The sequence below is a fragment of the Bacillus sp. ISL-78 genome (assembly GCF_018613455.1).
GTDB classification, from domain to species: Bacteria; Bacillota; Bacilli; order Bacillales; family DSM-1321; genus Peribacillus; species Peribacillus frigoritolerans.
Genome location: NZ_JAGGQC010000004.1, coordinates 189,032 through 212,753 on the forward strand (window position 1 = coordinate 189,032; position 23,722 = coordinate 212,753).

A 23,722-nucleotide genomic window follows, 5' to 3' on the forward strand; every position below is an offset into this window, starting at 1 on the left:
GAAACTAGGAGGAAGAAGCCGTTGAAGACTAGTATCGTCATAATCGATGACCATCAGCTTTTCCGTGAAGGCGTAAAGCGCATATTAGATTTTGAATCATCCTTTGATGTTGTTGCCGAGGGTGATGACGGAAGCGAAGCTATGGATCTCGTTGAAACACATAAACCTGATGTTGTTATCATGGATATCAACATGCCGAACATGAATGGGGTCGAAGCTACAAAAATGCTCGTGAGCCGTTACCCTGAAACAAAAGTCATCATCCTTTCCATTCATGATGATGAAAACTACGTGCAGCACGCATTGAAAACAGGAGCACAAGGTTATCTGCTGAAAGAAATGGACGCAGACGCGTTGATCGATGCTGTGCGTGTAGTCGCTGAAGGCGGCTCATACCTTCATCCGAAGGTCACCCATAACTTAGTTAAAGAATATCGCCGCTTAGCAGCTGAAGAGGGTGCTGATCGTGATTCCGTACATACGATAGAAATCAGGAGGCCGCTTCACCTATTGACACGACGCGAATGTGAAGTGCTTCAGCTTTTAGCTGACGGGAAAAGCAACCGGGCCATCGGCGAAACTCTATATATCAGTGAAAAAACAGTCAAAAACCATGTAAGTAACATTCTTCAGAAGATGAATGTGAATGACCGTACACAAGCAGTTGTCCTAGCCATTAAAAACGGCTGGGTAGAAGTGAAGTAATTAAAGCATTCTATAAGTCCGGCTCTTCAGATTCCAATGCGTGCTGAGGGGCTGGATTTTTTTATTGGATGTGATTATATTCAAATTTTTGGCAATTAAAAAACTGTTTAATGCAAATAAAGGCATTTTCAGATAGAATGGTGAATATATACGAAGTAAATTTTTATAAGGATGGTACTATTATGAAAACCGCAGTCGTAACAGATAGCACTGCATATATACCAAAGGAAATGCGTGATCGTTTACATATACATATGATGCCGCTTAATGTCATTTTTTCCAATGAAGCTTACCGGGAGGAAATTGATATTACTGCGGATGAGTTTTATGAGGAAGTAAAGAGGCAGGAGAAATTGCCGACCACTTCACAGCCTCCAATCGGGAAGTTTGTCGAGAAGTTCGAGGAACTGCAAAAAGAATATGATGAGGTTATTTCCATCCATTTATCGAGCGGCATCAGCGGAACGTATCAAGGAGCGGTATCTGCAGGTGAAATGGTCGAGGGAATCAGGGTTCATGCCTTTGATTCGGAAATCAGCTGCATGGTACAGGGGTTTTACGTGATCGAGGCGGCAAAGATGGCACTTGATGGTAAGGGTGCAGAAGAAATCATGGACAGGCTTGAAGAAATGAAACCATCGGTCAAGGCATACTTCATGGCAGATGACCTATCCCATCTCCAGCGCGGCGGCCGTTTAAGCAGTGCCCAAGCTTTGATTGGCAGTCTGCTTCAAGTGAAGCCGGTGCTCCACTTTGTTGAGAAAGTCATCGTCCCATTCGAAAAAATCCGTACAAGGAAAAAAGCGATGAAACGGATTGCCGATTTACTTGGAGCAGACGCGGCGAGCGGCGAGAAATATAAAGCCGTCATCATTCATGCAAAACGGGAAAGTGAAGCTAAAGACTGGAAAGCGGAACTTGAAGCCCGGTTTCCGAATGTCGAGTTCGACATCAGCTACTTCGGTCCAGTAATCGGAACGCATCTGGGCGAAGGCTCGATGGGGATGGGCTGGTATAAAATTTAAGCTGTGACGCCTTCACTTAGTGAAAGGCGTTTTTTTATGAACAAAAAGGAATCCGGGAGTTAAAAGCGAATGATAAGGGGGAGTGTGATTCATCAAGAAATGGAGGTTCAATTTGGATTGTGTACAAGCATATCCTGGAAGTAAAACTGTAAAAAAGGGTATGTACTTTACGGTATAGCGAATGATGATTCCGTTACCTAGACCAACTGGTGATGTTGACCTTTCCATCTCCACTTTAATTTTATATTAATACACGTTTTTGCCGCTGATCAACAGACAAGAATTAGAGAAAAAATTATAGTTACTATTGGCTTCTGGAGACAACATTACGAGCAAATAGCTGCTTTCAGGACATCACAGTGGAGTTCTTTCGCATAGAAAATGCTAAGGGTTAGAAACAATCGGTATTATTACGGTCCCCCAATTACGAATGGGAAGGTTACACTTGGATATTCAATGGATCATTAAGTATAGAGTCCCTCCCGAACGGGAAGCGGTCACTATATTTGGTGAAACAACTTGTTTACCTCTATTAACTCTAATATATTAGAAAGTGGTATTATCTCAAGCTTGAACCTGGCAGGTTCATTTATTCATGCGTGGTTTCAGGATAAAGTTCCGTGGCATCCAGAAGGGCAGCCAGATTCATATTACACTCGATATAGTGAATAGCGTGTCTTGCTTATGTCCAACATGGGGTAGCTGAAACTAAATAGCAAAATAATTCAAAGTCGTCCCAAAAGGGCGGCTTTTTATTATGGAAACAACACCTAGACACACAGAGGGAATCTTAGGTTAAAAGTGAGAATGGACATACTTAGAGGAGGATTATATGGATAATATATGGTAACAAGCGGTTAGAAAAGATATTGGTGAAGTAATGGCGGTTGGAACAACCAATATGTCATAAGTCACATTTTTTCTGTAAAAAACTCGTATGTCTTTATTATTCAAGTTTGAGGAAGCGTTTTGGTAAACTTCGTTGTTATAAAGGAATTTGGCATAAGATATACCATCGGATATAAAAATATAATAGGGCTTGAAACTTTAAGAGGATTCACGCCTTAAAAATAAAATATCCCTATATCCCATATCCATAATTAATATAGGATAAGTCACAAAAATAAAATCAATGCCAGCAGGAGTAACTAAAGGGATGGTTCCTTAGACCTATTGCTTCTTAGATTTTTCCAATTATAATCAATATGAACTATTTTGGAAAAATTTAAAAGGAGAGATCGTATGAAGCTTAAACCATTTATCCCTTTATTAATTGTATTTTGTAGTATTTTCTTTTTTAGCACTCACCAGAATGTTAATGGTGAAACCTTACCAGTACCACTAAAGCCTACAGGTGCTACATTTAGTAATGGGGATGGGACGGGGTATGTTGATTTATCTTGGGAACAAGTACCAGGAGCAACAAGTTATAAGGTTTGGTTATATAATGGAAAAGAATATGAAACTTTTGATGTTGGGAATACAACAACTTGGTCTACAAAAAACAAAAAATTATGGCCTACAGTCGAAGAGATAAACACAGGGAGATATGCACTTCACCATGATAGTAAAGGATCTGAATTATCCGTAGATCCATCGGATGTATACAGAAATTCAAAAGGTAATTACACTACAAATAAGAACTATTGGTTTAAAATTTCTGCCGTTATTGGCAGCACTGAAACCGAGTTTTCTACAATCTATAAACCTACCATTCCAAATTTAAAAATTCCTGATATTACAGGAAAAGCATTTAGTAATGGAGATAGCAGTGGCTATGTAAACTTATCTTGGAATAGCGTTGATGGGGCTGCTGGCTACAAAGTTTGGGTATTTAACGGAAAAGAATATGAATCTTTTGATGCAGGAAATGCAACAACTTGGTCTTCAAAAAATAAAAATATTTGGCCAACAGACACTGAAATCAATGGTGGGAAATATAACTTACATTTATATGATAAATCGGGTCAAGAATTAGTAGTCGATCCTTCTCAGGTATACTCAAATGCAGGGACTCAATATGCTAGTTCTAATAATTACTGGTTTAGAATTAGTGCTTATAACGAGTTGGGGGAAACAGTCACCTCTACCAAAAGTATGTATAAGCCATCTATACCTGACTTAGAAATCCCTGATTTATATGGGAACTTATACAGTAATGGAGACGAACACGGAACTGGTTTTGCTGATTTAAAATGGGAACCTATTGAAAATGCAACCGGTTATAATGTTTGGATATTTAACGGTGAATCATATGAATCTTTTGATGTTGGAAATGTAAATACCTTTACAACTAGAGAGCAAAAAATCTGGCCAACAACACAAGAAGAAAACGCAGGAATATATAAATTGCATCACGATAAAAAGGGAGTGGAATTAGCCAATTCCCCGTCTAAAGTTTATTGTAATTCGAATGGTAATTATTGTAATTCTAAAAATTACTATTTTAAAGTTACAGCATATAACTCACATGGTGAGACTGAATACTCTAATTTTGTTCGTCAAGCTATGAATGAAAAAGCACGCGAAAACTACACTTTTAAGGAAGCGGAAGATCTTTTTGTTTCCTATTTAAATGAAAAAAAACTAGACTATCCAATTGGTTCAAGCGAGTTTACTAATTATGTACTAGATCAAGAATATGGACAAGCTGACGAAGATTTACTTCAGCATTCTCTATATTCAGTGATAGCAGCCTATCTTTCTGAATATGAATACGCCTATGAAACCACTTCATCAACTGATGATTTAGAAAACACTTCAACTGAAATTAACTTGGAGTTTATAAATACATTGGAAAGGCTCAGATCTAAAACGATTGGCGAGGTTGAAAAGAGCATTTCTGCTGAAGAAGCAGATTCTACAATCGAAACGGGTGCCACAATATTATCTGCATACAGTGTAAGCAAAGCAAAAGATTATGCTAAGAAATGGTATAATTCTAGAAATAATTTCTCATATCAATCTGAAGGTAATGATTGTACAAACTTCGTATCACAAATTATATACGCAGGTGGAAAAAGCAAAAAGAAACCATCAACAATCCCAGGGGGAATATACGGGACTACGAAATATTGGTATAGTTATAAGTACGATGGTGCTAAAGTTCCTTATTTTAAAAGATCTTCTTCATGGGTTAACGTAAGTGATTTTTATGCCTTCTGGAGTAAAACTCAGTCTACAAAAAGTAGTACTAGTAAATCTACGCTAATTAGTTATGCAGATGTAGGGGATGTAATTCAGTTTAAGAAAAAGAATAAAACAAGATACTCTCATTCTATGTTTGTTTATGAAAAATCTAATAATACCCTATATTTATCAGGCCACACAGATAATTATCTTAAAAGGAACTTCAAAAACATTAGTCCTGAGTGGATTAAGTATCGCGTTATAAAATTTTAAAAGGAGGTGAAATGTTTGAAGAAAAAAATTATCTTTATTGTCGTATTATTATTTTTTGTGATATTGGTAGGGCTTTATTGGTATAGTTCTTCAGGAAAAATATCGGGGAAGTCTGAAAATAATATGTGGAAAGCAACCTACAAGAAAAATAGAGATCCTAGTGAAGGTTATGGATGGGTAGCTTCTATTAAGCAGAGTAACAAGAATAAAGATGCAGTAGTTAAAAAAATTATTTTCCAGGAAGATGATAAAGTCTTAGTTGAGGTAACCGAATTTGCTCCTGGTAAAAGCGAGGATGGTATAGTCCGCAAGATTAACCCTTTAGACTATCCTGACTTTTACCAAGCAGATGCTCCTAAAAAAGGATTAACCTATAAAATTTCCGTAACATGGGAAAAAAATAACAAACAACACACGGATACATTTACTCTCGATTAGTTTTAAAAAGAAAGAGCAGGCTAATTCCTGCTCTTTTTATAGTTTTATTTTCATTGACCTTCATTCACTTTCAAGCCTAGCGAAAAATGTTTTAATGATTTCCGTGAAAGAAGATAGGTTGTTATATGATTCTTTATAGTTTGTTTGGCAACAACTCGAGCTGAGATCGTTTTCAAAATCATTATCGTTGATAAAGTTGATGCCTTTCACTACTTAATTGACGGTTAAAAAATTGAATTTCTTCCAAAAAGATTTCCCCCAACAATCTACAGAGGGGTAAGTGAACGCCTTAAGCAGAATATCCCCTTCCTCTTGTTTTTCAAGCATTCAAGTGATGGAGCAGGTCTTCCATTATTTCACAGGATGTCGTCTAAATTATAGACTGTCCACCCTAATCGAAAAAAAAATTAATGGTTATAAGAATCGGTTTCCGAATGTCGAGTTCGACATCAGCTACTTCGGTCCAGCAATCGGAACGCATCTGGGCGAAGGCTCGATGGGGATGGGCTGGTATAAAATTTAAGCTGTGACGCCTTCACTAAGTGAAAGGCGTTTTTTTATGAACAAAAAGGAATCCGGGAGTTAAAAGCGGTATCCTGAAAGTAAAACTGTAAAAAAGGGGTATGTACTAAAACTTGTTATAAGCGGTGGTTCAACAATAACCCATTAAACCCTTGACAATAATGGGTGATAACAATATGTCCGTATTTAATCAACTAAACATTCTGCCTCTTGGGCTGGTGTGAGTCCCGAAAATTATGAAAGTGCTGGTAAAAAAACGAGTAAAACCACACAAGGTAACAAAACTTTTAAAACGATGGCTGTAGAGTGTGTACTAGCGACATCAAGGCAAAAAATTTGCTTCACATCGAAAAAGGATTACCAGACGACATGGGAAAATGAAGGGGAACAGGGCTTTTTTTATTGCCATGAAAGAGTGCAAGATGCTTAATGAGTTTTCAATTGTTGTTGATGCATTAGAGACTGTTAAAAACCCAGTATTTACCGTGAATGCAAATGATCTAAACACATTAAAATTGTCAATTATTATTAATAAAGGTGGTATTCCTGTTGATTTAACTGAGGCAACTTCGGTTCGCTAGCTGTTAAAAAGCCTGATCGGAAAACCGTTTTTCAAGAGGGTTTAATTACTGATGCTTTAACTGGTGAATGTACGTTTATACTAGATTCATAAGCTTATATTGTATCAGGTAGTCATGAAGTAGAAGTAATGGTTTATGCAGGAAGTGATAAGGTAACAGATTCGAATAAGTTTAAGTACTTCACCCAAACATGCATTTTAAGTGGGGAATCATTACAAAGTACAAATGAGTTTCCAGTGCTTAGTAAAGCACTGGAAACTGGTGAATTACTCAAAGATATCGATATTAATAAGTTAGCAGAAATTGCAAACATTATTGAAAGTGGTGGTAGTGGTGGCGGATCCGTACCTTCCAATGTCATTTTATATGAGGATTGGACTGAAGGAGAATTAGTAACTATTGATTCCGGAACCACTGCACCAGATACGCCGATTTTAACGATTACACCGAACGGGGTTTTCCCATCCACTGAAAGTGTAAGTATGACAACCGACGAAAAGGCGGATATTTATTATGCACTAGAAATAGAGAAGATGCTGGGAAATAAGGAAATAGACTAATAGATAAAGAACATGAGTTTTTTTGTAGTTAATTATACTCCTTGTTTATTGTGGATAAGTAGGTACTATTTCCCTTTTTTTATGTTAGAATATTAAAATGTATGAAGAAAAGGGGAGAATTTTACCATGAGAAAAATCTTACTAGCCATTGCATTATTATTATCTGTATTAGGTTTGGCTGCTTGTAGTTCAGGGGAAGAGGTAGGTGTTAAACCGGCTACTCAAACTCAATCTGCTAAAGTTGATATAAAAGATCAAGTGATTCAATTAAAAGATAGTGAAGTGGTTTTTAATTACGAAGGTAAAGATGTTAACGGAAAGGAATTGAAGGAATTTGCTGATACAAATATGTCTCAACTTGGCGAATCCAAAAAATTCGATAAAGAATCAGTCGTAAGAAGATATATTCTTCAAAATGAACTTGTGAAATATGTAGGACTTTCCCAAAAGGAACTTGATGAAAAACATAAATTGTTCGCCGAGGAATACAAAGACGATAAAATGGTAGACATTAGTAAAGGTGAATTTATCAAAGATGAATTACAGCCCGCAATTTTACTTAAAGATTATTCATCAAATGGAAAGGTAATTAGTGAGTTGTACAAGACTTTGAATGAAAAAGCAAAAAAACACGTAAGTGAAGAAAGCTTCAAAACAAATACACTTCTTTTTTATCAAGAACTTAAGAAAAATAAAACTGAGTCTAAAAAACTGAATGATTTCCAACAAAAACTAATTAATGATTCTGGAGCTAATGGTATCGACCTTAAAGTTCAAGATGAAAAAACAGAATTGATACTATAAAAAATTTATCATATGAAAAAACTACTAATAATTATTATTACACTATTATTAACCGGATGTTCCGCTCAAGCATCAGAAACAGATGAGTTATTAATCATTGCCCACCGAGGAGACTCATCAGAAGCACCAGAACATACTATGCCGTCATATGAGAAAGCAATTAACTCGAGAGCTGACTTTATTGAAATTGATTTAAGGATGACAAAGGATAATCAGTTAATTGCCATGCATGACGAGACAGTTGATCGAACCACAAACGGCTTGGGCAAAGTATCTGATTACACATTAGATGAACTTAAGGCTTTGGATGCTGGTAGTTGGTTTAATGAGGAATACAAGGGTGAAGAAATACTTACCTTGCAAGAAATATTGGATAGATTTAAGACTGATACAAATTATTATATCGAGACAAAGACTGTCGATAATCTAAATGTGATGGAGGAGAAATTACTTAAAATACTCTCGGATCGTCAACTATTAGATAAGGTGGTTATACAGTCTTTTTCATCAGAAAGCTTGAAATTAATTCATAAATTAAATAAGGATATTCCTCTTGTTCAACTATGTAAAGATTCGGAAGTTCCTTATTTAAAGGAGAACGAAATTAGGAAATATGCTATAGGAATTGGTTTAAATGGCAAACTGGTAGATGAGACATTTGTAGAAAGGGTCCATGAGGCTAATTTAGTAGTACACACCTTCTTCGATAAAAATAATGAGAAAAAGCAAATTGAAGAAGTGGTTTCTTATGGTGTTGACGGAGTCTTTACAGATTACTTAGTCAATGCTAATAAGTACCAATAAAAATTCAAGTCGTCCCAAAAGGGCGGCTTTTTATTATGTAAAAACAACCTAGACATACAGAGATAGATAGAATTTTATGTTAAAGGGGGTTATGGACATTGGAGGAGGTGGACATGCCACAACGGTTAGAGAACCATGAGCAACGAATATCGAAGTTGGAAACCAATTATGGTGAGGTTATCGATAAGATTAATAGCATGGAAAAGGGTCAATTGGAAATTCAAAATGTTGTCCTTAAATCCTCAGGCGATCAGAAAGACTTGCTAAATAAATTAATTGAGCACAGCCTTGGGATTACTGTTAAGCAGGAAGAGACTAAAGGAGAAGTTTCTAAATTAAAAACTAGTTCACGTAAGGAAATCATATTAGGATTACTTGGTGGTGGGGGATTTGTAGGTATCCTCACTGCCATAATTGCTTTTTGGGGAGAAATTACAAAATCATTCGGAGGTTGATCATATGGATAACGAAGTCATGCAACAGGTATTAATATTTACCACTATATTGGCACCGATCGTGGCAGCAATGGTTTAGGTGGTAAAACAGACAGTTACCTTGGCGAACATTACTACCAATCTTAAGCTTGGTAGTCGGGCTAGGAGTAGGTTCAGTTGCTTTTCCATTCACAGATATGGATATTGTTTTAAGGTTATGGGCCGGTGCATTTGCTGAATCTAATTAAAGCGAATCCTGGCATCAATCCAACAAAATTAAAAATAGGTCAGAAAATCAATTTTGGAAATGCTAAAGTCGTGATTGTACTGATAAAAAAGAGGAGACCAAACCTTCAAACAGTGGCGATACAACTGTCAGGTCCATTCAGAAAACCCTGACTTTAAGTTAACCGTTGTTGGCATCTTTGGAACTGTCACCGAAAAGGCTGTGAAAGCATTCCAAGAGGCCAATCATTTGACTGATGATGGAATTGCAGGAAGAGATACATTTTCTAAATTGTTCGCATAACAAAAAGCCCTTCTCTTAGTGAGAGGGGCTTTTTAGTATAAGAAACAGAAAGTTATTGTTCATTTAAAAAGTCCATAAGTATTTTATAATAGATTTTTAATTCTTCCTCATCTTTATCAACAAGGACTTTAATTTTATCTATAATTGATTTATCAGTAATGTATTCACTTCTAATTAAACCAACAACTATATCGGTGCTTGCAATATTACTTAAACTGCAATGTTCTGGCTTTTATCTTTTTTAGCAACCATCATGATACCTGAAATAAGAAGCAGGGTACCAGGAATGAAATAAACAGAGAAAGTATAAAGGACACCCATTACTAGAATGAATATACCCCACCCACGACTATCCCTTTTGATTTTAAAAGTACCTACCCAAATTAATACAAGTAAAGGGATAGTTAGAACTGAGTATATAACTAGGTATGTAAACAAGGTATAATCCATTTCATCAACAGGCGCAAAACCAGCATAGATAGTAATAAGGCCAACGATAATCCAACCAATGGTTAAAAATATTGTTGCAATAAGAGACAAAGTAAATTCTGTTGAACGACTCATAAAAATGAATCCCCCTTTTTTATTTAATTATACTGTAGACCAAATATAGGTCACCTCTTCATCCCTCTTCCTCATCATATAAATCATAGGCCTTCATATCTAATAGTGAAGTATTTATAAAGGTATCACGATTAACAATATATCCCTTGTTAAGTAATAATTTATTTATATTGTAATAGTCCATATCCATAAGTATTATCTTTACCCTTTATACCTAAGTCTAGAGATTGATTCTTTAATAACTTAATAATAGCTTTTTGGTCAAATTTTATAGTAGGTTTTTCAGATAGATATAAAGAAATTAAACCTGTAACATAAGCAGTAGAAAATGAGGTACCTTCAAATATTGAAAAGTCATTAAGGTTATTAGTAGAAAGAATGTCTCTTCCTGGACCTACAACATCGATTTTTCCTCTCGGTGAAAATTTGACTCGCTCATGTTCTTGATCAATTGAGCCAACAGAAATTACATTATTATATTTAGCTGGATAATCAACGTCATTTATATAATTATTTCCACTAGAAGCTACTATTATTATTCCGTTGGAAGTAGCTTTATTAACGATTTTTTTTAATTTTTTATTGTGATTTTTAAAACCAAAACTAATATTTATAATTTCAACTTTTTCATTAATGGCCCATTCTATACCCTTAATAATATGATCTACAGATCCTTCTCCTTTATCATTGAGTACTTTAACAGAATAAATTTCTGATTTTGGGGAAATACCTTTAATACCATTAGAATCATCTTTTGCGGCAATGATGCCAGCTATCGGTGTACCGTGATTAAATTTATCTTTCACTGGTTCTTCAGGACTAATAGCATTAAACTCTTTGTGAATTCGTCCTTTTAAATCAGGATGTTCTTTATTAATCCCACTATCCAAAATAGCTATTTTAATTTTATTGTTTGATAAAGTTCGTTTAACTATTGTATCCTTATATCCCCAATTCTCTTTTTTGCTTACTAGTGAATTATCTGAATTAATGTGATTATTTGCTTTCTCTTTTGCATTATTTTTCGGAATTATATTAAAAATAAATATTAAAGATGATATTAGAATTAAAAAGAATAAAAATTTATTAAACTTTGAAGAAATAGGAATTCACCTCGAATTCGAAAAAGATGACTTTAAGCATAGTCTACTCAAAGTCATCTTTCTCTTCTTATTTGTTATTTATATTAGCCAAAAAATAATTTCAGTTAAAGATTCAGCTGACTTACCTGGAACACCAGCTTTTTTTAATGCCGCAGTTAAAGCGCCTTTAGTTCCTTTGTCTAGTTTTTCAGTAGCATATGCTATCTTTCTAGCATATTGATCAACTAATTTTGCCTTAGAAGGGGAAAGGGGTTTAATAGCATATTTTAATGATTTGCCTCCTACTCTGCAAATCCATCCAAAGGCCTTGATTCCTTTTAAAATCCCACCGACAATTCCAGATGCTTCAGCAGTATCTACTTGACTTGAACTTACATCTTCTCCAACAAAAGCTTTAAATTCATCTGTAGTCGTTGCATATTGAATAAAGTCTCTTGTATCTTGGGCCTCCATAGAAACTTCATCACTTAAAAACTCTTTAGTTGTAAGTTCTTCTCCAAGAGCCTCTTCTTGAAGCTCCTTTTCTTCTTCGATATACTCAATTAAAGAATCAGGTGTTTCTACAGTAACTTGAACGTCCTTACTTATGTTTTCAATAGGATGATTAGTTTCCTCGGCAAAAGCAGTGGACAATGGGGCAAAAGTGCTACCAAGTACTGCTATTGAGGTGGTTAAAGCTACGCCTTTAATAAAGTTTTTTCTTTTCATCTTGAAACCTCCAAAAATATGTAGTATTTTTAAACCAGTACTATATTACCATGAATTACATATTTTTGTATGTTTTTCTTATAAAAAAATCCAAAAGGGGAAGTCTATACCAATTATGGGTAAAAAAAATTCAAAAAGCTATTCACGTGGAGATCATATTTTTGCAATTTCAACTGTAACTTTAATGTGTGCAGCAATTTTATCTGTACCTTTTTTATGCTTTTTCCTAGTAATATACATAGCTTCATTAACATCAGATGTATATATAAATTCTGAGAACACAACTTCATCTATAAAAATTATTTTTAAATTTTTCATTACAACTGTTGTAGTTACTGGCATTGTAGACATTCTATTCTCAAAGATATTAATATTAAAAAAAGGAATTCTGAGTTACGTTTCTGAAACACTTTTAATGTTTGCATTTTTCTATTTATATGTTCTTGTATATTCTAGTATATCTAATGACATTCTATTAAAAGGTAATGGTTATATTTATGTTTCTGCCTTTTTATTACTTCTATATTTATTGCTTCATGTTGTGTATTTTTCATCAAAAAGGATTTACTCAATTATGGTAAAAAAAAATAATTAGAATTAAATTGAAATCATTATAAAGTAAAGCCTAACTAATTTATTGAGGATAGGCTTTATTTTATTTTTTATAATTTCAAATTTTATAAGTATATAAAGTCAAAAAGTCATCATCAAAAAAAAAGCTTATTCATTAGTTTATTTACAATCCCATTGAAGTAAGCAAATGGACCTTTATGCATGTTAACTCCACTCTTAACCTTCATAGCAAATTCCTGCTTTGGTACCGGTCGCTATTTCTTGTCCCTAGTGAATGCTCTTTTGTTAGTAGAATAATCAACCACTCTATTACACTGTTTAATTACCTTCCAAAACTCCTGAATACGCCTGGCACCCAATGGGCTACAAAATTTGCTTGTTTTAAAGAATTTTCTAGAGAATTATCCCCTTGAGAGAATTGAGGAACGGCTTTACTTTTCTTGTTTTTAATATTTTGTTATAAGAAAGAAGTAGTTGTTTTAATGGCCGGACACTGCTTGGACTCTTTCACAGGGGGGGGGGGCGGTCATTTCATCTTTTACAGGCTGAATGATGATTGCGTTGGCTGTTTGCATCATATCTTGTCTTCCCTTCATTGGTACCTGGCGGATCATGCCGAGGTCTTCAAGTTTCTTCATTAAACGTTGAACTGATTTATAAGATACCTCAAGTTTGGATGCAATTGTGTTATTACACATGTAGCTCACACCAATTTGCTTGCAGCTGTGACGCCTTCACTAAGTGAAAGGCGTTTTTTTATGAACAAAAAGGAATCCGGGAGTTAAAAGCGAATGATAAGGGGGAGTGTAATTTATCAAGAAATGGAGGCTGCAGTTTGAAAAAAATGAGCATTTCCCTGCCTTATTCCATTGAACTTCAGAACCATCTCACCGGAAAACACCTTTTGGCCTTCGAAATTCCCTTCTCCCAAGAAATCCTCACAGAGCCCCACAAGAATGGGTATGTCTCGGAAACTTGCGGCGTGCAATCCGGGAACGGCAGTTATCACTGTGTACGCTGCGGTAACAAAGATCAAACCTTGTTTTATACTTTCCCTTGCAAGATTTGCAATCAAGATTGCACTTACTGCCGGTCATGCATCATGATGGGACGGGTCAGTGAATGTGCAAAGCTTTATAGGTGGACAGGCCCCGGCATTCAATATACGATTCCTGACAATGTGATGAGGTGGACGGGCACTTTATCGGCAGGTCAACAGAATGCGTCCGACTTTGTCGTTGAAGCCGTAAACGGAAAAGATGAATTCCTGGTATGGGCTGTATGAATAGCGGGGAATGAATACATAAAAAAATGACTAATTAAAAACGCCAATCAATTATGACGTTATCACCATCTAAGTGAATTTCTTTTATATATGTTTGTACAATTGCTTGTTTATCCTTAAATTCTAAATCCTCAAAATCACTTTGGATATTCTCTAAAATTTCATCAGTAATTATTTGTGTATCCTCGAAAGAAGACCTTTGACTCTGTATTAATTTTTCTTTTTCAGCATTCAACTTGCTCACTTGTTTCTCCAGTAAGTCATTATTGATTAATTCATTTGTGTATAATTCGATTACTCTTTCCATTTTTTTATCTGTATCTTTTATTAGTTTTTCGTAGTTAATCGTTTGCTCTTTCTTTTGAGCCTTCGACTTTTTAATTGAAATATTTTTTAATTCACTAATCACTATTGATTCTAATTTAGATCTATTCCAAATCTTATTGTTACACTTCTCATCGTACTCGGAAGGAAATCTTCTTGCTTTGCAAATGTAGTAATAATACTTTTTGGGATTTTTCTTCGTTATACTTGTTGAATACGATACAAAAAGTTCATTACAACATTGACAACGTAATAGCCCGGATAATAGGCTCATTTTAGCCTTATGAGCGTTGTTCCCTTTATGGCGTTGTAATAGTACCTGTACGCGTTCAAATTGTTCAGGGGTAATAATAGGTTGGTGTTGTCCTTTATAATGCTTACCAGCGAAGCTAACCATGCCTATGTATAAAGGATTAGATAAGATGTCTCTATATCTTCTGAATCTCCATACTGCATGACCTTCCTCTTTCAAACTTTGTTGCACCTTTGTGATTGAATGATATTGTTCATATAAATCAAAGGCTCTTTGAATATGCTTGGCCTCTTCATCCTTAATTATCAAGAACCCATTTTCCCTTGAGTATCCTGCTGGGTCATAATCTCCACCCATTGAACCCAATCCATTTTCAGCGCGCTTGATGTGTCCCATCCTCATTCTTTCAGCAATCGTTTCACGTTCTAATTGTGCAAATACAGATAGTATTCCAATCATGGCTTTTCCGAAAGGAGTAGAGGTATCAAGAGTTTCTGTAATGGAAACAAAGTCCACATTGTTTTTTAAAAAATGTTCTTCAATTAATTCTAGTGTGTTTTTTTGTGATCTAGACAATCGGTCTAATTTATAAACCAGAACTACATCTATATTTTTTAAATCCTTAATCATTCTTTGTAAGTCAGGTCGATTTAATGTTGATCCTGAAAATCCCCCATCAACATAGGTGTTATAAATTTCCCATCCCTTAGCTTTACAAAATGCTTCCAAGCGTTCTTTTTGAACTTCGATACTGTAATTTTCGACCTGCTCCCGTGTACTAACGCGTATATATAGTGCCGCCTTAGTCATAATAATCACCTTTCAAATTAGAATTTAATATCTATTGGAGCCATGTACCAAACTAACTTTCCTTTTATGTGAATAGGATTAAATTCTTGTTCTTTATGATCGTAATATTGTGTAGTGTGTTTTTCATTAAAGCTCTCTGGTTCCAGGGTAATTCCATTTTTGAACTTAAAGAACCTTTTTAGCGTTGCGTCATAGCCATTAACAGCAACTGCAGCAACATCCCCGTTATTCACTTCTAAAGTAGGGTCAATCAAAGCTAATGCATCAGAAGGTACAATTTTATTCATACTATCTCCATTTACTTTTACTAAGAAAGCGTGGGGATATTTTTCAGCAACTTCTGAGGGAACATTAATCCATTCTTGGACTTGAATCATTTCAAGAGGAAGACCAGCTGCAATTGATCCTAATAATGGCATAGGTTTTGAAAACCCCTCAAATTTTGGCTGCTTTGAAGGATTAATGGGATTTACTTTTGTTTCCTTATCCTCGATAATATCGCTTTTCAATATACCAAAGTGATCAGCTATTTTTTGAATAGCACCCATTCGAGGGTCTTTTATTCCATTCTCCCAAGTAGATACAGCTTTATCAGATACTCCAGCAATTTCAGCTAAGTCTTTTTGGGAAAGATTATGTATTTCTCTCAACTTTTTTATGTTTTTTCCAATACTCAATTTAATTCCCTCCGGTCGGTCTCTTTATGAGATTTATCTTACCCTAAAAGTAGAATTTATTCAACATTATAACGAGAAAAATCTACTTTTAGTATACAAGATGAAAAAATAGTAGATTTAGTGGATAAAAGTTACTAGAATATCGTTGACATTCTACTAAAAGTAGAATAACATGTGATTGTGAAGGGTAAAAAGCGAGGTGATAACCATGATTCTCACACTAAAGCAAGCCAGATTATTAAGAGGTTTTACACAACGCGAAATAGCTTCAAAGCTCGGTGTTCATGTTCAAACATACAGCAAGATGGAGAAACAACCTGATGACGTAACGATAAAGGAAGCTAAGAAGATTTGTGACATTTTAGATTTAAGTTATGATTTTATTTTTTTTAATGTAGATTCTACTTTAAGTAGAGGGATAGAGAGTAGTTCTACCTATTAAAGTAGAGTGAGGTGTTCATATGAGAATTAAGGAGGATTTAATTGTAACTAGTATATCTCTTGGGGGATATGAGGTTCCTGTTCCAAAAGGGTTGTCTGAACTACTTAATAGAGCCGGTGCTTGGAAGTATACAGCACCAGGCTCAACTCAAAAGGAAAACCCCTTAGAAAATTATGATCGAACAGTTGTTAAAGAAAACGGGCACTTCAGAACATATTTGACCTATAAAAAGCCATTAGAAAAAGGTGAAGAAAATAAGAAAGTTTCTTAAGGAGGGTAACTCATTGGGCGAATTAATGGTTTCTGGACTCTTCGTATTACTGGTTTTTTTAGGTGGCTGTATGTGCGGTAGTTCATTGACTGCAGGACGATTGAAAGGTGGTGGGAAATTTGAAAATAAAAGCTCGGGAATGGTTAGCGATGAATGAGTTAGACCGGTACATGGAAATTTATCGGGCTTATGTAAGAAGTCAAAAATAATTAGGGAGGTGAAACAATTGGAAAGAACGATTAAGTCTTTTGAGGTAATTGCTGAAGCAACTAATCCTTTTATTTATACCTTTGAAGTTGGTAAGGAATTTGGTGGACAACCTGTGGATGACATCATCGAACACGATGGAGTATTCAAATTGTTTAATCGCAAGGACGAGCATATCACAGAAATTAATTTACCTGTAGTTAGTGTGAATTACGAATATCCATTAGCAGCAGTCAATTAAGGAGGTGATTTCTTGAAAAGTGGTAAAAGGCCAACTGGTCGACAGCGTAAAGCCATGGAGTGGGCAGGCATACGAGATACAAAGGAATGGTTAGTTGTTAAGAGTCTTCAAGGTGAATTGCTTATTGTCCACAGGATGACAGGTCAAACCAAAGAGGTACCAAATGAATAAAAGACTCCCGTTTGCAGACAGGAGTCCTGAAGAAAAATGTACAACGCTTATAAGTATTCTAAACATTTTTATACCAAATATGCAACAGGAGGACAAATAAATGTATTTCGAAACAAAGAAAAATACTGTTTTTAGTCCTGCTAACCCTAAATTAGAAAAACTGTATAAAATCCTTGAAAAACATGAGCCTGCTTTAGGTGGAAGTCATTTTTATGATGACTTGATTGATATATATGAATCGCTTGATAACGAATTGAAGGAGGAAAACTAATGAATTCATTACAACAAATCGAGCTTATGGAAGTTGAGGAAATCCAATCCCAAGAAACTAAATTTGAGATTACGGACATCAACAGCCTAAATTGGGCGTTCCGTAAACTTACTGCACTAAGTCAAAGGAGAAAGAAATCAAGCAGCTGGCAAATGTGGAACGTGATCGTATTGCTGAATGGGAAAAAGGTGAGCTCTCTTCCATTACCAATAGTACAAGCTTTTTCGAATCACTTATTACTCTTTATCATGCTAAACAATTGGCTGAGGATCCTAAGGCTAAAACCATCAGCACACCTTATGGCAAATCGAAAACCCGTAAGTCTAAGGAGACACCTGATAAGGGAAATGAGGATGTAATTCTTCAATATGTTATTGAAAACGAAATGGATGAATTCATTAAGAATAGTGTAAAATGGGCCGACTTGAAAAAGTCATTAAAGATCGTAGAAATCAGTGGTGAAAAGGTAGTCGTGGATGAGAACGGCCAAATTGTTCCTGGTGTAATTGTTAAGCCTGAATCCATTTCTTATAGTGTGGAAGTTTAAGGGGGAAAACTAATTGGAAACTACAAATGGTGCTGAAATTACAAAAAGCAAAAAAGCAATAATCATCATTTATTCAAAGCCGGGAGATGGTAAAACTACTGTTTCTGGATTGCTACCAGGTAAAACGTTAGTGCTCGATATTGATGGGACAAGCCAAGTATTACAAGGCTACTCAAATGTGGATGTCGCCAAAATCGACTCGAACGATCCTCATAAAAGCATTTTAGACTTTTATGCACATGCAAAAGCGAATATGGCTAATTACGATAACGTTTTTGTGGATAATCTTACTCATTATCAAAAGCTTTGGTTGATGAGTAAGGGAGAAAAAACGAAAAGTGGAATGCCGGAGTTAAAAGATTATGCATTGTTCGATAACCACTTGTTGAAGGTTATTGAAACATTCAATGGATTAGATGCAAACGTCATCTACACTGCCTGGGAAACTACACGAAGCATTATCCATGATGATGGGCAGCAATATAACCAATTCATTCCGGATATTCGTGACAAAATCGTAAATCACGTTATGGGAATCGTACATGTTGTCGCTCGATTAATTAGAAAAGCAGACGGGACCCGCGGATTTATTTTGGAAGGTAACCAGAGTATTTTTGCCAAGAATCATCTAGATGATCGTAAAGGTTGCGTTCAAGAAGAATTATTAGTATCAACTACAAATGAAAATACAGGGGGAAATAAATAATGTCATTCTTTAAATTTGATGAGGAAAACGTAAGCATAGGATTTGAGTTAGTAGCAGAAGGGAAATACGAGGCAATTATTATTAATGCAAATGCACAAGATTTTCAGGGCCACCCAACGTTAAATCTAGACTTTGAAATTCGTTCAGATGTTCCACAAGCTCATCAGGGTGCAAAAATTTTGTACAACACGCTATATTTCCACAATGATGATCCTGAGTATAAAGAAAACAATATTAAACGCATCAACAGCCTTATCAAAGCATGCGGCTTCCCTAATGGAGTAGAATTTAAGGATTCTGACGACATGGCAAAACAGCTTTTCAATAAAAATTTGGTTATTACCGTTAAGCATCAAGAAGATAAAAAAGATAAATCAAAAAAATATGCTAAAGCTAGATTCTTCGATGCATCTAAGGTGAGTCCTCCAGAACAAGCAGGACCGTCAATTACCATCTGTGACGATGATATCCCGTTCTAAATAAAACTAAATAGAGAAGTTGGTATTTTACTAGCTTCTCTTTTTTATACCCAAAAAACGATGTTTAGCACTAATTGGAGGGCGAAATGAAAGAAAATCCATACAATTTTAACGAAATCCCTGCCGAATTAAAAGCCCTTCCTCAATGGATTTTATGGAGATCGGAAAAGCGAAATAACAAACCAACAAAGGTGCCATATCAAGTAAATGGAGAAATGGCACAGGCGAACAATAGACGTACCTGGTCGACATTTGCAACAGCAGTCAAATTCTACTTAGAAGGTGACTATGACGGCATAGGGTTTGTATTTAGCCGGCAGGACAATTACATCGGGATCGATATTGACAAATGTGTTGTAGATGGAAAGACGAATACTCTTTCAACAGAAATAATCGATACATTAGACAGCTATACGGAATTTTCTCCTTCTGGTACCGGGGTCCACATTATCATCAAGGGGAACCTTCCTCAAACTGTTCTAGGGACTGGCCGAAAGAACACTAAACATGGCTTAGAAATTTATTCTTATGGACGTTATTTCAGTTTCACTGGTAATCGTGAAAATTCTAATGATGTATATGAGCGTACAGATGAAATTGCTGAAGTATTTGAGCAATATTTCGATGACAGTGATATTCAAGGCCGCGTCAACTTAGCTGAATTTGAAAAGGACGAGATCAATATTACGAACGATGCTTTATGGGGGAGAATTTTCCGAAGTAAAAATGGCGATGAAATACGGTCGTTATTCAATGGGAATCTTATAAATGATGATCATTCAGCGAGTGATTTGGCCCTATGTAATCACCTTGCATTTTGGACAGGTAAATCTGCAACACGAATGGATACTATGTTTCGTGAATCAGCCCTTATGCGTGATAAATGGGATGTCATTCATTTTAGAGAAACAAATGAAACATATGGAGAACGAACGATAGCAACAGCCATTTCTTCAACCTCTACAACAATATTAGATAACAAGGAACAATTCACAGAATTCTCTTTTGACTTCCACAATATTGAGAAAGAAGTGGTTGTGGAGGAAAAACCAAAAAAGAAATTCCGTTTAACTGAACTTGGAAACGCCGAACGGATTGCATATGAATATGGTCATGTCATTAAATACGTTAGCGATATAGGTTGGTTCATATGGGATGGGAAACGGTGGAAGGTAGACAATAAAAAAGAAATTGAGCGCATCACAGCAAAAGTATTGCGCGGACTTTATAAATCTGAGGATGAATCAGAAACAAAGTGGGCGCGAATGTGTGAAAGAAGAAATATCCGAATGAATAGTATTAAAGATTTAATGCCACTTGTCCCAGCTGAACGTGAAGATTTCGACCGACATAAATTTTTATTGAATGTTGAAAATGGAATTATCGATTTGAAATCTGGAAATCTTCAGCCGCATGATCGTGAGCTTGGAATATCAAAAATCTCAAATGTTGAATTTGACGAAAATGCCAAACATCCAACTTGGTCAAATTTCTTAGACCAAATATTTAAGGGTGACAAAGACTTGATTGAATATATGCAACGGCTTGTCGGCTACTCGCTAACTGGGGACATATCAGAGCAATCCATGTATTTCTTAGTCGGCGGTGGTTCAAACGGAAAATCGACTTTTGTAAATACAATCAAAAAGTTAATGGGCGATTACGGATCCCAAACAAAATCAGATACGTTCATTAAGAAAAAAGATACTGGTGCAAATAATGATATTGCTAGGTTAGTAAATTCGAGATTTGTTTCGGCCGTAGAGTCAGAAGAAGGCGAAAAATTGCAGGAATCTCTTGTAAAAACAATTACAGGTGGAGAGCCAATTTTAGCTCGGTTTTTACGACAAGAGTATTTCGAATTTATTCCAGAATTTAAGGTTTTCTTTACAACAAATCATAAACCGATTATTGGTGGTGTAGACGATGGTATTTGGAGGCGTGTAAAAATTATCCCATTTACTTTAAATCTAAAGCCGCATGAACGTGATAAGAAACTGGAAGAAAAATTGTCATTTGAAATGCCAGGGATTTTAAATTGGGCGATTGAGGGTTGCTTGAAGTGGCAGAGGTTAGGGTTGCAAGACCCGAAAGTTGTAACGGATGCAACCGGTAACTACAAAGAAGAAATGGATATTCTAGCTCCGTTCTTGGGTGAAATTTGTTACATTGATGAACCAAAAAATGAAGCGATCAAAATCGAAGCGAAAGAATTATACAACGTTTATGACAATTGGTGTTTTAAATCTGGTGAGCGCACATTAGGGAACAGATCATTTTATCGAATGTTAGAAACAAAAGGATTCGGGAAATTGAAGGGCGCTGGAAATAAAACATATTTAACAGGAATTACCTTAAAAGAGAGAATGCCAGTTACTAAAGGAATTATTGAAAATGAGGAAAACAGCTTTTTCAAAGTGGTAAAGTAACTCAAAAATCGCTTTAATAATCCTTAGTAAAATACTATGAATTCAATATTATCAAGGCTTCAAGTACTGTATTTAGTTTTTAAGTTATTTTAGTTATTTGTTTTTCTATTAATTAAAAAAAATAAAAAAATATATAAGTATATTAGGAGCAGTAATACCCCGGAGCTGATAACTTTGATAACTTTTGTTCTCAATCCCTTGTCGCTCTAAGGTTTAAGTGGTTTTTCTTTAATAACTTTTGATGATTTTTGAATAACTAGATGCTTTTTCAATAACTCGGAGGTGATAAAAGTTGCAAACCTACGCAGAGCCATATATAAGCCATGAAATTGAAGATTTTGTAAAACGGAGAATAGGGAGATCGAGTAGTAATAAATGTACAGGATTAAAACTCTATCGAACTTATAAAAGTTGGTGTAGTGAATACAATACTCTACCGAAATCAAGAAATAAATTTTACGACAGCTTAGAAAAAGATTTTAAGAAAATTAGAGACAAAAAGTATGGAATCATTTTTTTAGGAGTGAGGTTGAGATAATGCAAGTATTATTGATCCTTAGCCAAATTTGGAAATCAGGTGCAAATATCTATCTTGATGAAACGGATGATCGGGTAGCGATAAAAAATCAAAATTTAATTCCGCCAGAAGTGATGGAAGTTGCAGAACGAGATTACGTAGCAATTGATGAATGGTTTAATTCATGGAATAACGCTAGTGCAGAGAAAATTACTCTTATGAAAATGGTCCATCAAATCTGCGGGTGGCAGCATAACGAAAAGTTGAATGACTGGTTATGTAATGAAGACGGTACATTTGCATTGTTTGATGAATGGATGTGTTCACTTGCTAGGAATGGATGGAATGACATTTATGAAGATTTTCGACAATTTGAAAATGATGAATCTAATGAAATGGCTAGAGAATTATACATACGCGCAGTCAACTATGCCAAAAAGCAAAATAAAGCAGGTGAATGAAATTGATTTCCTACCACTACTCAGATACGGAATTAAATAAAATATTAAAAACATTAACTATCGTTGTTGATACTCGTGAAAATGTAAACGGCCATATACTGGATTATTTACGACAAAAAGATATTCCAGTAAAAATTCAAAAACTGGACACTGGCGATTATGGCTGCATGATACCGAAAAATGAAGAATTGGGAATAGGTCGTGATATTTATTTAAGCAGCCGAGTGGAACGTAAAGCTCATATGGATGAAATTACAGGAAATCTTCAAAAAGATACACAAACAGCATTTGAAAATGAATTAATTCGCTCTAAAGACATTCCTTTTACTTTAATTGTGGAAGATCTGCACGGATACGAAAAAATGCTGAAAGGAAAATATCGTTCCAAGTATAACCCATTAGCGTTGCTCGGAAGACTCAATACATTCAAAGCAAAATACAATTTTGAAATCGTTTATTTAGATCAAAAATTCAGTGGCAATTGGATATATCACCATTTTTATTATCAGGCAAAACATTATCTTAGGACTGGGGCTTTTTAATATGAACGGACAAATATATAAAGCTTTCTGTCCAGCTTGTAAGTTTATTGTTTATTCAGTTAAGCGCCAACGTCTAAATAATTATAAATTTTCTTGTACGTGCGGGTGTCATTTTGTCTTAGATATTAACTTTGCAAGAAAGGATTGAACTATGTACTTACGTCAGAGAGTCGAACTTGAAAAAGACTTTTATAAAAATGAACTGCTGAAAATAGGATATTTCAAAACGCCAGAAGGATTGCAGCTTTATGAATTAACGTTGAGCGAATTGGAGGATATCTATAAAGCTGAAAAAGCGAGGGGAAGACATGACGGTTAAAGGTAAACGTCGATTGAA

The 23,722-nt window shown here is 35.3% G+C and carries 30 protein-coding genes and 4 pseudogenes; 27 read left to right on the forward strand and 7 right to left on the reverse strand.

Features of this window, described 5'->3' with window-relative positions:
• The first annotated feature begins 21 nt into the window (after nt 1-21).
• The 12 genes and pseudogenes from J7I96_RS06380 to J7I96_RS28760 all read left to right on the forward strand — a co-directional run.
• Nucleotides 22-705 carry a response regulator gene (locus J7I96_RS06380; protein ID WP_048687855.1) on the forward strand — a complete coding sequence of 228 codons (684 nt, stop codon included), beginning with the start codon at nt 22-24 and terminating at the stop codon, nt 703-705.
• Between the two features lie 182 nt (nt 706-887).
• Entirely contained in the window at nt 888-1,730 is an 843-nt protein-coding gene (locus tag J7I96_RS06385) for a DegV family protein (protein WP_214922213.1), read from the forward strand.
• A gap of 1,242 nt (nt 1,731-2,972) precedes the next feature.
• On the forward strand, nt 2,973-5,132 hold the full coding sequence (locus J7I96_RS06390; RefSeq protein WP_214772226.1) for an amidase domain-containing protein: 2,160 nt from the start codon (nt 2,973-2,975) through the stop codon (nt 5,130-5,132).
• 15 nt (nt 5,133-5,147) lie between these two features.
• Nucleotides 5,148-5,570, forward strand: a complete 423-nt coding sequence (locus J7I96_RS06395) for a DUF4944 domain-containing protein (RefSeq protein WP_214772225.1) — start codon at nt 5,148-5,150, stop codon at nt 5,568-5,570.
• Between the two features lie 418 nt (nt 5,571-5,988).
• Nucleotides 5,989-6,093, forward strand: a pseudogene (locus J7I96_RS06400) (DegV family protein); the annotation flags it as partial.
• Between the two features lie 204 nt (nt 6,094-6,297).
• Nucleotides 6,298-6,522 (forward strand): annotated as a pseudogene (locus J7I96_RS06405) (transposase); the annotation flags it as partial.
• A complete protein-coding gene (locus J7I96_RS06410) occupies nt 6,515-6,673 on the forward strand; it encodes a hypothetical protein (protein WP_214922217.1) in 159 nt (52 codons plus the stop codon). The pseudogene J7I96_RS06405 and the gene J7I96_RS06410, both read left to right, overlap by 8 nt.
• A gap of 128 nt (nt 6,674-6,801) precedes the next feature.
• The gene (locus tag J7I96_RS06415; RefSeq protein ID WP_214922220.1) at nt 6,802-7,233 is read left to right on the forward strand and encodes a hypothetical protein; all 432 of its coding nucleotides are present in this window, start codon (nt 6,802-6,804) and stop codon (nt 7,231-7,233) included.
• Nucleotides 7,234-7,359: 126 nt separating this feature from the next.
• Nucleotides 7,360-8,037: a hypothetical protein gene (locus J7I96_RS06420; protein WP_214922222.1), complete on the forward strand. Its 678-nt coding sequence runs from the start codon at nt 7,360-7,362 to the stop codon at nt 8,035-8,037.
• Nucleotides 8,038-8,049: 12 nt separating this feature from the next.
• Nucleotides 8,050-8,841, forward strand: a complete 792-nt coding sequence (locus J7I96_RS06425) for a glycerophosphodiester phosphodiesterase family protein (protein WP_214772218.1) — start codon at nt 8,050-8,052, stop codon at nt 8,839-8,841.
• Between the two features lie 113 nt (nt 8,842-8,954).
• Nucleotides 8,955-9,296, forward strand: a complete 342-nt coding sequence (locus tag J7I96_RS06430) for a hypothetical protein (protein WP_214922224.1) — start codon at nt 8,955-8,957, stop codon at nt 9,294-9,296.
• A gap of 397 nt (nt 9,297-9,693) precedes the next feature.
• A pseudogene (locus J7I96_RS28760) lies at nt 9,694-9,804 on the forward strand (peptidoglycan-binding domain-containing protein); the annotation flags it as partial.
• A gap of 210 nt (nt 9,805-10,014) precedes the next feature.
• On the opposite strand, the gene J7I96_RS06440 reads toward J7I96_RS28760, so the two are convergent.
• The 5 genes from J7I96_RS06440 to J7I96_RS27910 form a co-directional block, all read right to left on the reverse strand.
• Entirely contained in the window at nt 10,015-10,368 is a 354-nt protein-coding gene (locus tag J7I96_RS06440; protein ID WP_214772214.1) for a DUF4064 domain-containing protein, read from the reverse strand.
• Nucleotides 10,369-10,529: 161 nt separating this feature from the next.
• On the reverse strand, nt 10,530-11,477 hold the full coding sequence (locus J7I96_RS06445) for a S8 family peptidase (protein ID WP_311315149.1): 948 nt from the start codon (nt 11,475-11,477) through the stop codon (nt 10,530-10,532).
• Between the two features lie 72 nt (nt 11,478-11,549).
• Nucleotides 11,550-12,179 (reverse strand): hypothetical protein, encoded by a 630-nt coding sequence (locus tag J7I96_RS27905; protein WP_251025272.1) that lies wholly within the window; start codon nt 12,177-12,179, stop codon nt 11,550-11,552.
• A gap of 153 nt (nt 12,180-12,332) precedes the next feature.
• Nucleotides 12,333-12,521 (reverse strand): hypothetical protein, encoded by a 189-nt coding sequence (locus J7I96_RS06455; protein WP_214922225.1) that lies wholly within the window; start codon nt 12,519-12,521, stop codon nt 12,333-12,335.
• A 710-nt stretch (nt 12,522-13,231) separates the two neighbouring features.
• Nucleotides 13,232-13,450, reverse strand: a complete 219-nt coding sequence (locus tag J7I96_RS27910; RefSeq protein ID WP_251029106.1) for a helix-turn-helix domain-containing protein — start codon at nt 13,448-13,450, stop codon at nt 13,232-13,234.
• 137 nt (nt 13,451-13,587) lie between these two features.
• Between J7I96_RS27910 and J7I96_RS06465 the strand changes: the two genes are divergently transcribed.
• Nucleotides 13,588-14,037, forward strand: a complete 450-nt coding sequence (locus J7I96_RS06465; protein ID WP_214922227.1) for a hypothetical protein — start codon at nt 13,588-13,590, stop codon at nt 14,035-14,037.
• A 34-nt stretch (nt 14,038-14,071) separates the two neighbouring features.
• Here the strand turns inward: J7I96_RS06465 and J7I96_RS06470 are convergent, their stop codons facing one another.
• Together J7I96_RS06470 and J7I96_RS06475 are read right to left on the reverse strand one after the other, a co-directional pair.
• Nucleotides 14,072-15,424 (reverse strand): recombinase family protein, encoded by a 1,353-nt coding sequence (locus J7I96_RS06470; RefSeq protein WP_214922229.1) that lies wholly within the window; start codon nt 15,422-15,424, stop codon nt 14,072-14,074.
• A 17-nt stretch (nt 15,425-15,441) separates the two neighbouring features.
• Nucleotides 15,442-16,101 carry a LexA family protein gene (locus J7I96_RS06475; protein ID WP_214922231.1) on the reverse strand — a complete coding sequence of 220 codons (660 nt, stop codon included), beginning with the start codon at nt 16,099-16,101 and terminating at the stop codon, nt 15,442-15,444.
• A gap of 208 nt (nt 16,102-16,309) precedes the next feature.
• Here J7I96_RS06475 and J7I96_RS06480 point away from each other — a divergent pair, with 208 nt between their 5' ends.
• The 14 genes and pseudogenes from J7I96_RS06480 to J7I96_RS06545 all read left to right on the forward strand — a co-directional run bounded on the left by J7I96_RS06480 (nt 16,310) and on the right by J7I96_RS06545 (nt 23,704).
• The gene (locus J7I96_RS06480; protein WP_214922233.1) at nt 16,310-16,543 is read left to right on the forward strand and encodes a helix-turn-helix transcriptional regulator; all 234 of its coding nucleotides are present in this window, start codon (nt 16,310-16,312) and stop codon (nt 16,541-16,543) included.
• 19 nt (nt 16,544-16,562) lie between these two features.
• The gene (locus J7I96_RS06485) at nt 16,563-16,814 is read left to right on the forward strand and encodes a hypothetical protein (protein ID WP_214922235.1); all 252 of its coding nucleotides are present in this window, start codon (nt 16,563-16,565) and stop codon (nt 16,812-16,814) included.
• Nucleotides 16,815-16,827: 13 nt separating this feature from the next.
• Nucleotides 16,828-16,971: a hypothetical protein gene (locus J7I96_RS06490; protein WP_214922237.1), complete on the forward strand. Its 144-nt coding sequence runs from the start codon at nt 16,828-16,830 to the stop codon at nt 16,969-16,971.
• A 69-nt stretch (nt 16,972-17,040) separates the two neighbouring features.
• Nucleotides 17,041-17,262 carry a hypothetical protein gene (locus J7I96_RS06495; protein ID WP_214922239.1) on the forward strand — a complete coding sequence of 74 codons (222 nt, stop codon included), beginning with the start codon at nt 17,041-17,043 and terminating at the stop codon, nt 17,260-17,262.
• Nucleotides 17,263-17,274: 12 nt separating this feature from the next.
• The gene (locus J7I96_RS06500; RefSeq protein ID WP_214922241.1) at nt 17,275-17,433 is read left to right on the forward strand and encodes a DUF6906 family protein; all 159 of its coding nucleotides are present in this window, start codon (nt 17,275-17,277) and stop codon (nt 17,431-17,433) included.
• A 100-nt stretch (nt 17,434-17,533) separates the two neighbouring features.
• On the forward strand, nt 17,534-17,704 hold the full coding sequence (locus tag J7I96_RS06505) for a hypothetical protein (protein WP_214922243.1): 171 nt from the start codon (nt 17,534-17,536) through the stop codon (nt 17,702-17,704).
• Nucleotides 17,704-18,251: pseudogene (locus J7I96_RS06510) on the forward strand (host-nuclease inhibitor Gam family protein). The gene J7I96_RS06505 and the pseudogene J7I96_RS06510 overlap by 1 nt, the downstream one beginning before the upstream one ends.
• A 13-nt stretch (nt 18,252-18,264) precedes the next feature.
• Nucleotides 18,265-18,957 (forward strand): AAA family ATPase, encoded by a 693-nt coding sequence (locus J7I96_RS06515; RefSeq protein WP_214922245.1) that lies wholly within the window; start codon nt 18,265-18,267, stop codon nt 18,955-18,957.
• A complete protein-coding gene (locus tag J7I96_RS06520) occupies nt 18,957-19,436 on the forward strand; it encodes a DUF669 domain-containing protein (protein WP_215048053.1) in 480 nt (159 codons plus the stop codon). The genes J7I96_RS06515 and J7I96_RS06520 overlap by 1 nt, the downstream gene beginning before the upstream one ends.
• 86 nt (nt 19,437-19,522) lie before the next feature.
• Nucleotides 19,523-21,865: a phage/plasmid primase, P4 family gene (locus J7I96_RS06525; protein ID WP_214922777.1), complete on the forward strand. Its 2,343-nt coding sequence runs from the start codon at nt 19,523-19,525 to the stop codon at nt 21,863-21,865.
• Between the two features lie 292 nt (nt 21,866-22,157).
• On the forward strand, nt 22,158-22,403 hold the full coding sequence (locus tag J7I96_RS28765) for a primase-like DNA-binding domain-containing protein (RefSeq protein ID WP_214922776.1): 246 nt from the start codon (nt 22,158-22,160) through the stop codon (nt 22,401-22,403).
• Nucleotides 22,403-22,843: a hypothetical protein gene (locus J7I96_RS06535; protein ID WP_214922775.1), complete on the forward strand. Its 441-nt coding sequence runs from the start codon at nt 22,403-22,405 to the stop codon at nt 22,841-22,843. The genes J7I96_RS28765 and J7I96_RS06535 overlap by 1 nt, the downstream gene beginning before the upstream one ends.
• A gap of 2 nt (nt 22,844-22,845) precedes the next feature.
• Complete coding sequence (locus J7I96_RS06540; RefSeq protein WP_214922774.1) at nt 22,846-23,385, forward strand: ERCC4 domain-containing protein; 540 nt, start codon at nt 22,846-22,848, stop codon at nt 23,383-23,385.
• Between the two features lie 151 nt (nt 23,386-23,536).
• Nucleotides 23,537-23,704 (forward strand): Fur-regulated basic protein FbpA, encoded by a 168-nt coding sequence (locus J7I96_RS06545; protein WP_214922773.1) that lies wholly within the window; start codon nt 23,537-23,539, stop codon nt 23,702-23,704.
• Nucleotides 23,705-23,722 lie beyond the last annotated feature (18 nt).

What these genes read in the sequence shown, in the direction of transcription:
- J7I96_RS06430 (WP_214922224.1), top strand. Translation starts at nt 8,955, where the DNA reads ATGCCACAACGGTTAGAGAACCATGAGCAACGAATATCGAAGTTGGAA.
- J7I96_RS06485 (WP_214922235.1), top strand. Translation starts at nt 16,563, where the DNA reads ATGAGAATTAAGGAGGATTTAATTGTAACTAGTATATCTCTTGGGGGA.
- J7I96_RS06440 (WP_214772214.1), bottom strand. Translation starts at nt 10,368, where the DNA reads ATGAGTCGTTCAACAGAATTTACTTTGTCTCTTATTGCAACAATATTT.
- J7I96_RS06470 (WP_214922229.1), bottom strand. Translation starts at nt 15,424, where the DNA reads ATGACTAAGGCGGCACTATATATACGCGTTAGTACACGGGAGCAGGTC.
- J7I96_RS06455 (WP_214922225.1), bottom strand. Translation starts at nt 12,521, where the DNA reads ATGCCAGTAACTACAACAGTTGTAATGAAAAATTTAAAAATAATTTTT.
- J7I96_RS06410 (WP_214922217.1), top strand. Translation starts at nt 6,515, where the DNA reads ATGCTTAATGAGTTTTCAATTGTTGTTGATGCATTAGAGACTGTTAAA.
- J7I96_RS27905 (WP_251025272.1), bottom strand. Translation starts at nt 12,179, where the DNA reads ATGAAAAGAAAAAACTTTATTAAAGGCGTAGCTTTAACCACCTCAATA.
- J7I96_RS06415 (WP_214922220.1), top strand. Translation starts at nt 6,802, where the DNA reads ATGGTTTATGCAGGAAGTGATAAGGTAACAGATTCGAATAAGTTTAAG.
- J7I96_RS06425 (WP_214772218.1), top strand. Translation starts at nt 8,050, where the DNA reads ATGAAAAAACTACTAATAATTATTATTACACTATTATTAACCGGATGT.
- J7I96_RS06420 (WP_214922222.1), top strand. Translation starts at nt 7,360, where the DNA reads ATGAGAAAAATCTTACTAGCCATTGCATTATTATTATCTGTATTAGGT.
- J7I96_RS06520 (WP_215048053.1), top strand. Translation starts at nt 18,957, where the DNA reads ATGTCATTCTTTAAATTTGATGAGGAAAACGTAAGCATAGGATTTGAG.
- J7I96_RS06390 (WP_214772226.1), top strand. Translation starts at nt 2,973, where the DNA reads ATGAAGCTTAAACCATTTATCCCTTTATTAATTGTATTTTGTAGTATT.
- J7I96_RS06505 (WP_214922243.1), top strand. Translation starts at nt 17,534, where the DNA reads ATGTATTTCGAAACAAAGAAAAATACTGTTTTTAGTCCTGCTAACCCT.
- J7I96_RS06525 (WP_214922777.1), top strand. Translation starts at nt 19,523, where the DNA reads ATGAAAGAAAATCCATACAATTTTAACGAAATCCCTGCCGAATTAAAA.
- J7I96_RS06545 (WP_214922773.1), top strand. Translation starts at nt 23,537, where the DNA reads ATGTACTTACGTCAGAGAGTCGAACTTGAAAAAGACTTTTATAAAAAT.
- J7I96_RS06385 (WP_214922213.1), top strand. Translation starts at nt 888, where the DNA reads ATGAAAACCGCAGTCGTAACAGATAGCACTGCATATATACCAAAGGAA.
- J7I96_RS06480 (WP_214922233.1), top strand. Translation starts at nt 16,310, where the DNA reads ATGATTCTCACACTAAAGCAAGCCAGATTATTAAGAGGTTTTACACAA.
- J7I96_RS27910 (WP_251029106.1), bottom strand. Translation starts at nt 13,450, where the DNA reads ATGTGTAATAACACAATTGCATCCAAACTTGAGGTATCTTATAAATCA.
- J7I96_RS06535 (WP_214922775.1), top strand. Translation starts at nt 22,403, where the DNA reads ATGCAAGTATTATTGATCCTTAGCCAAATTTGGAAATCAGGTGCAAAT.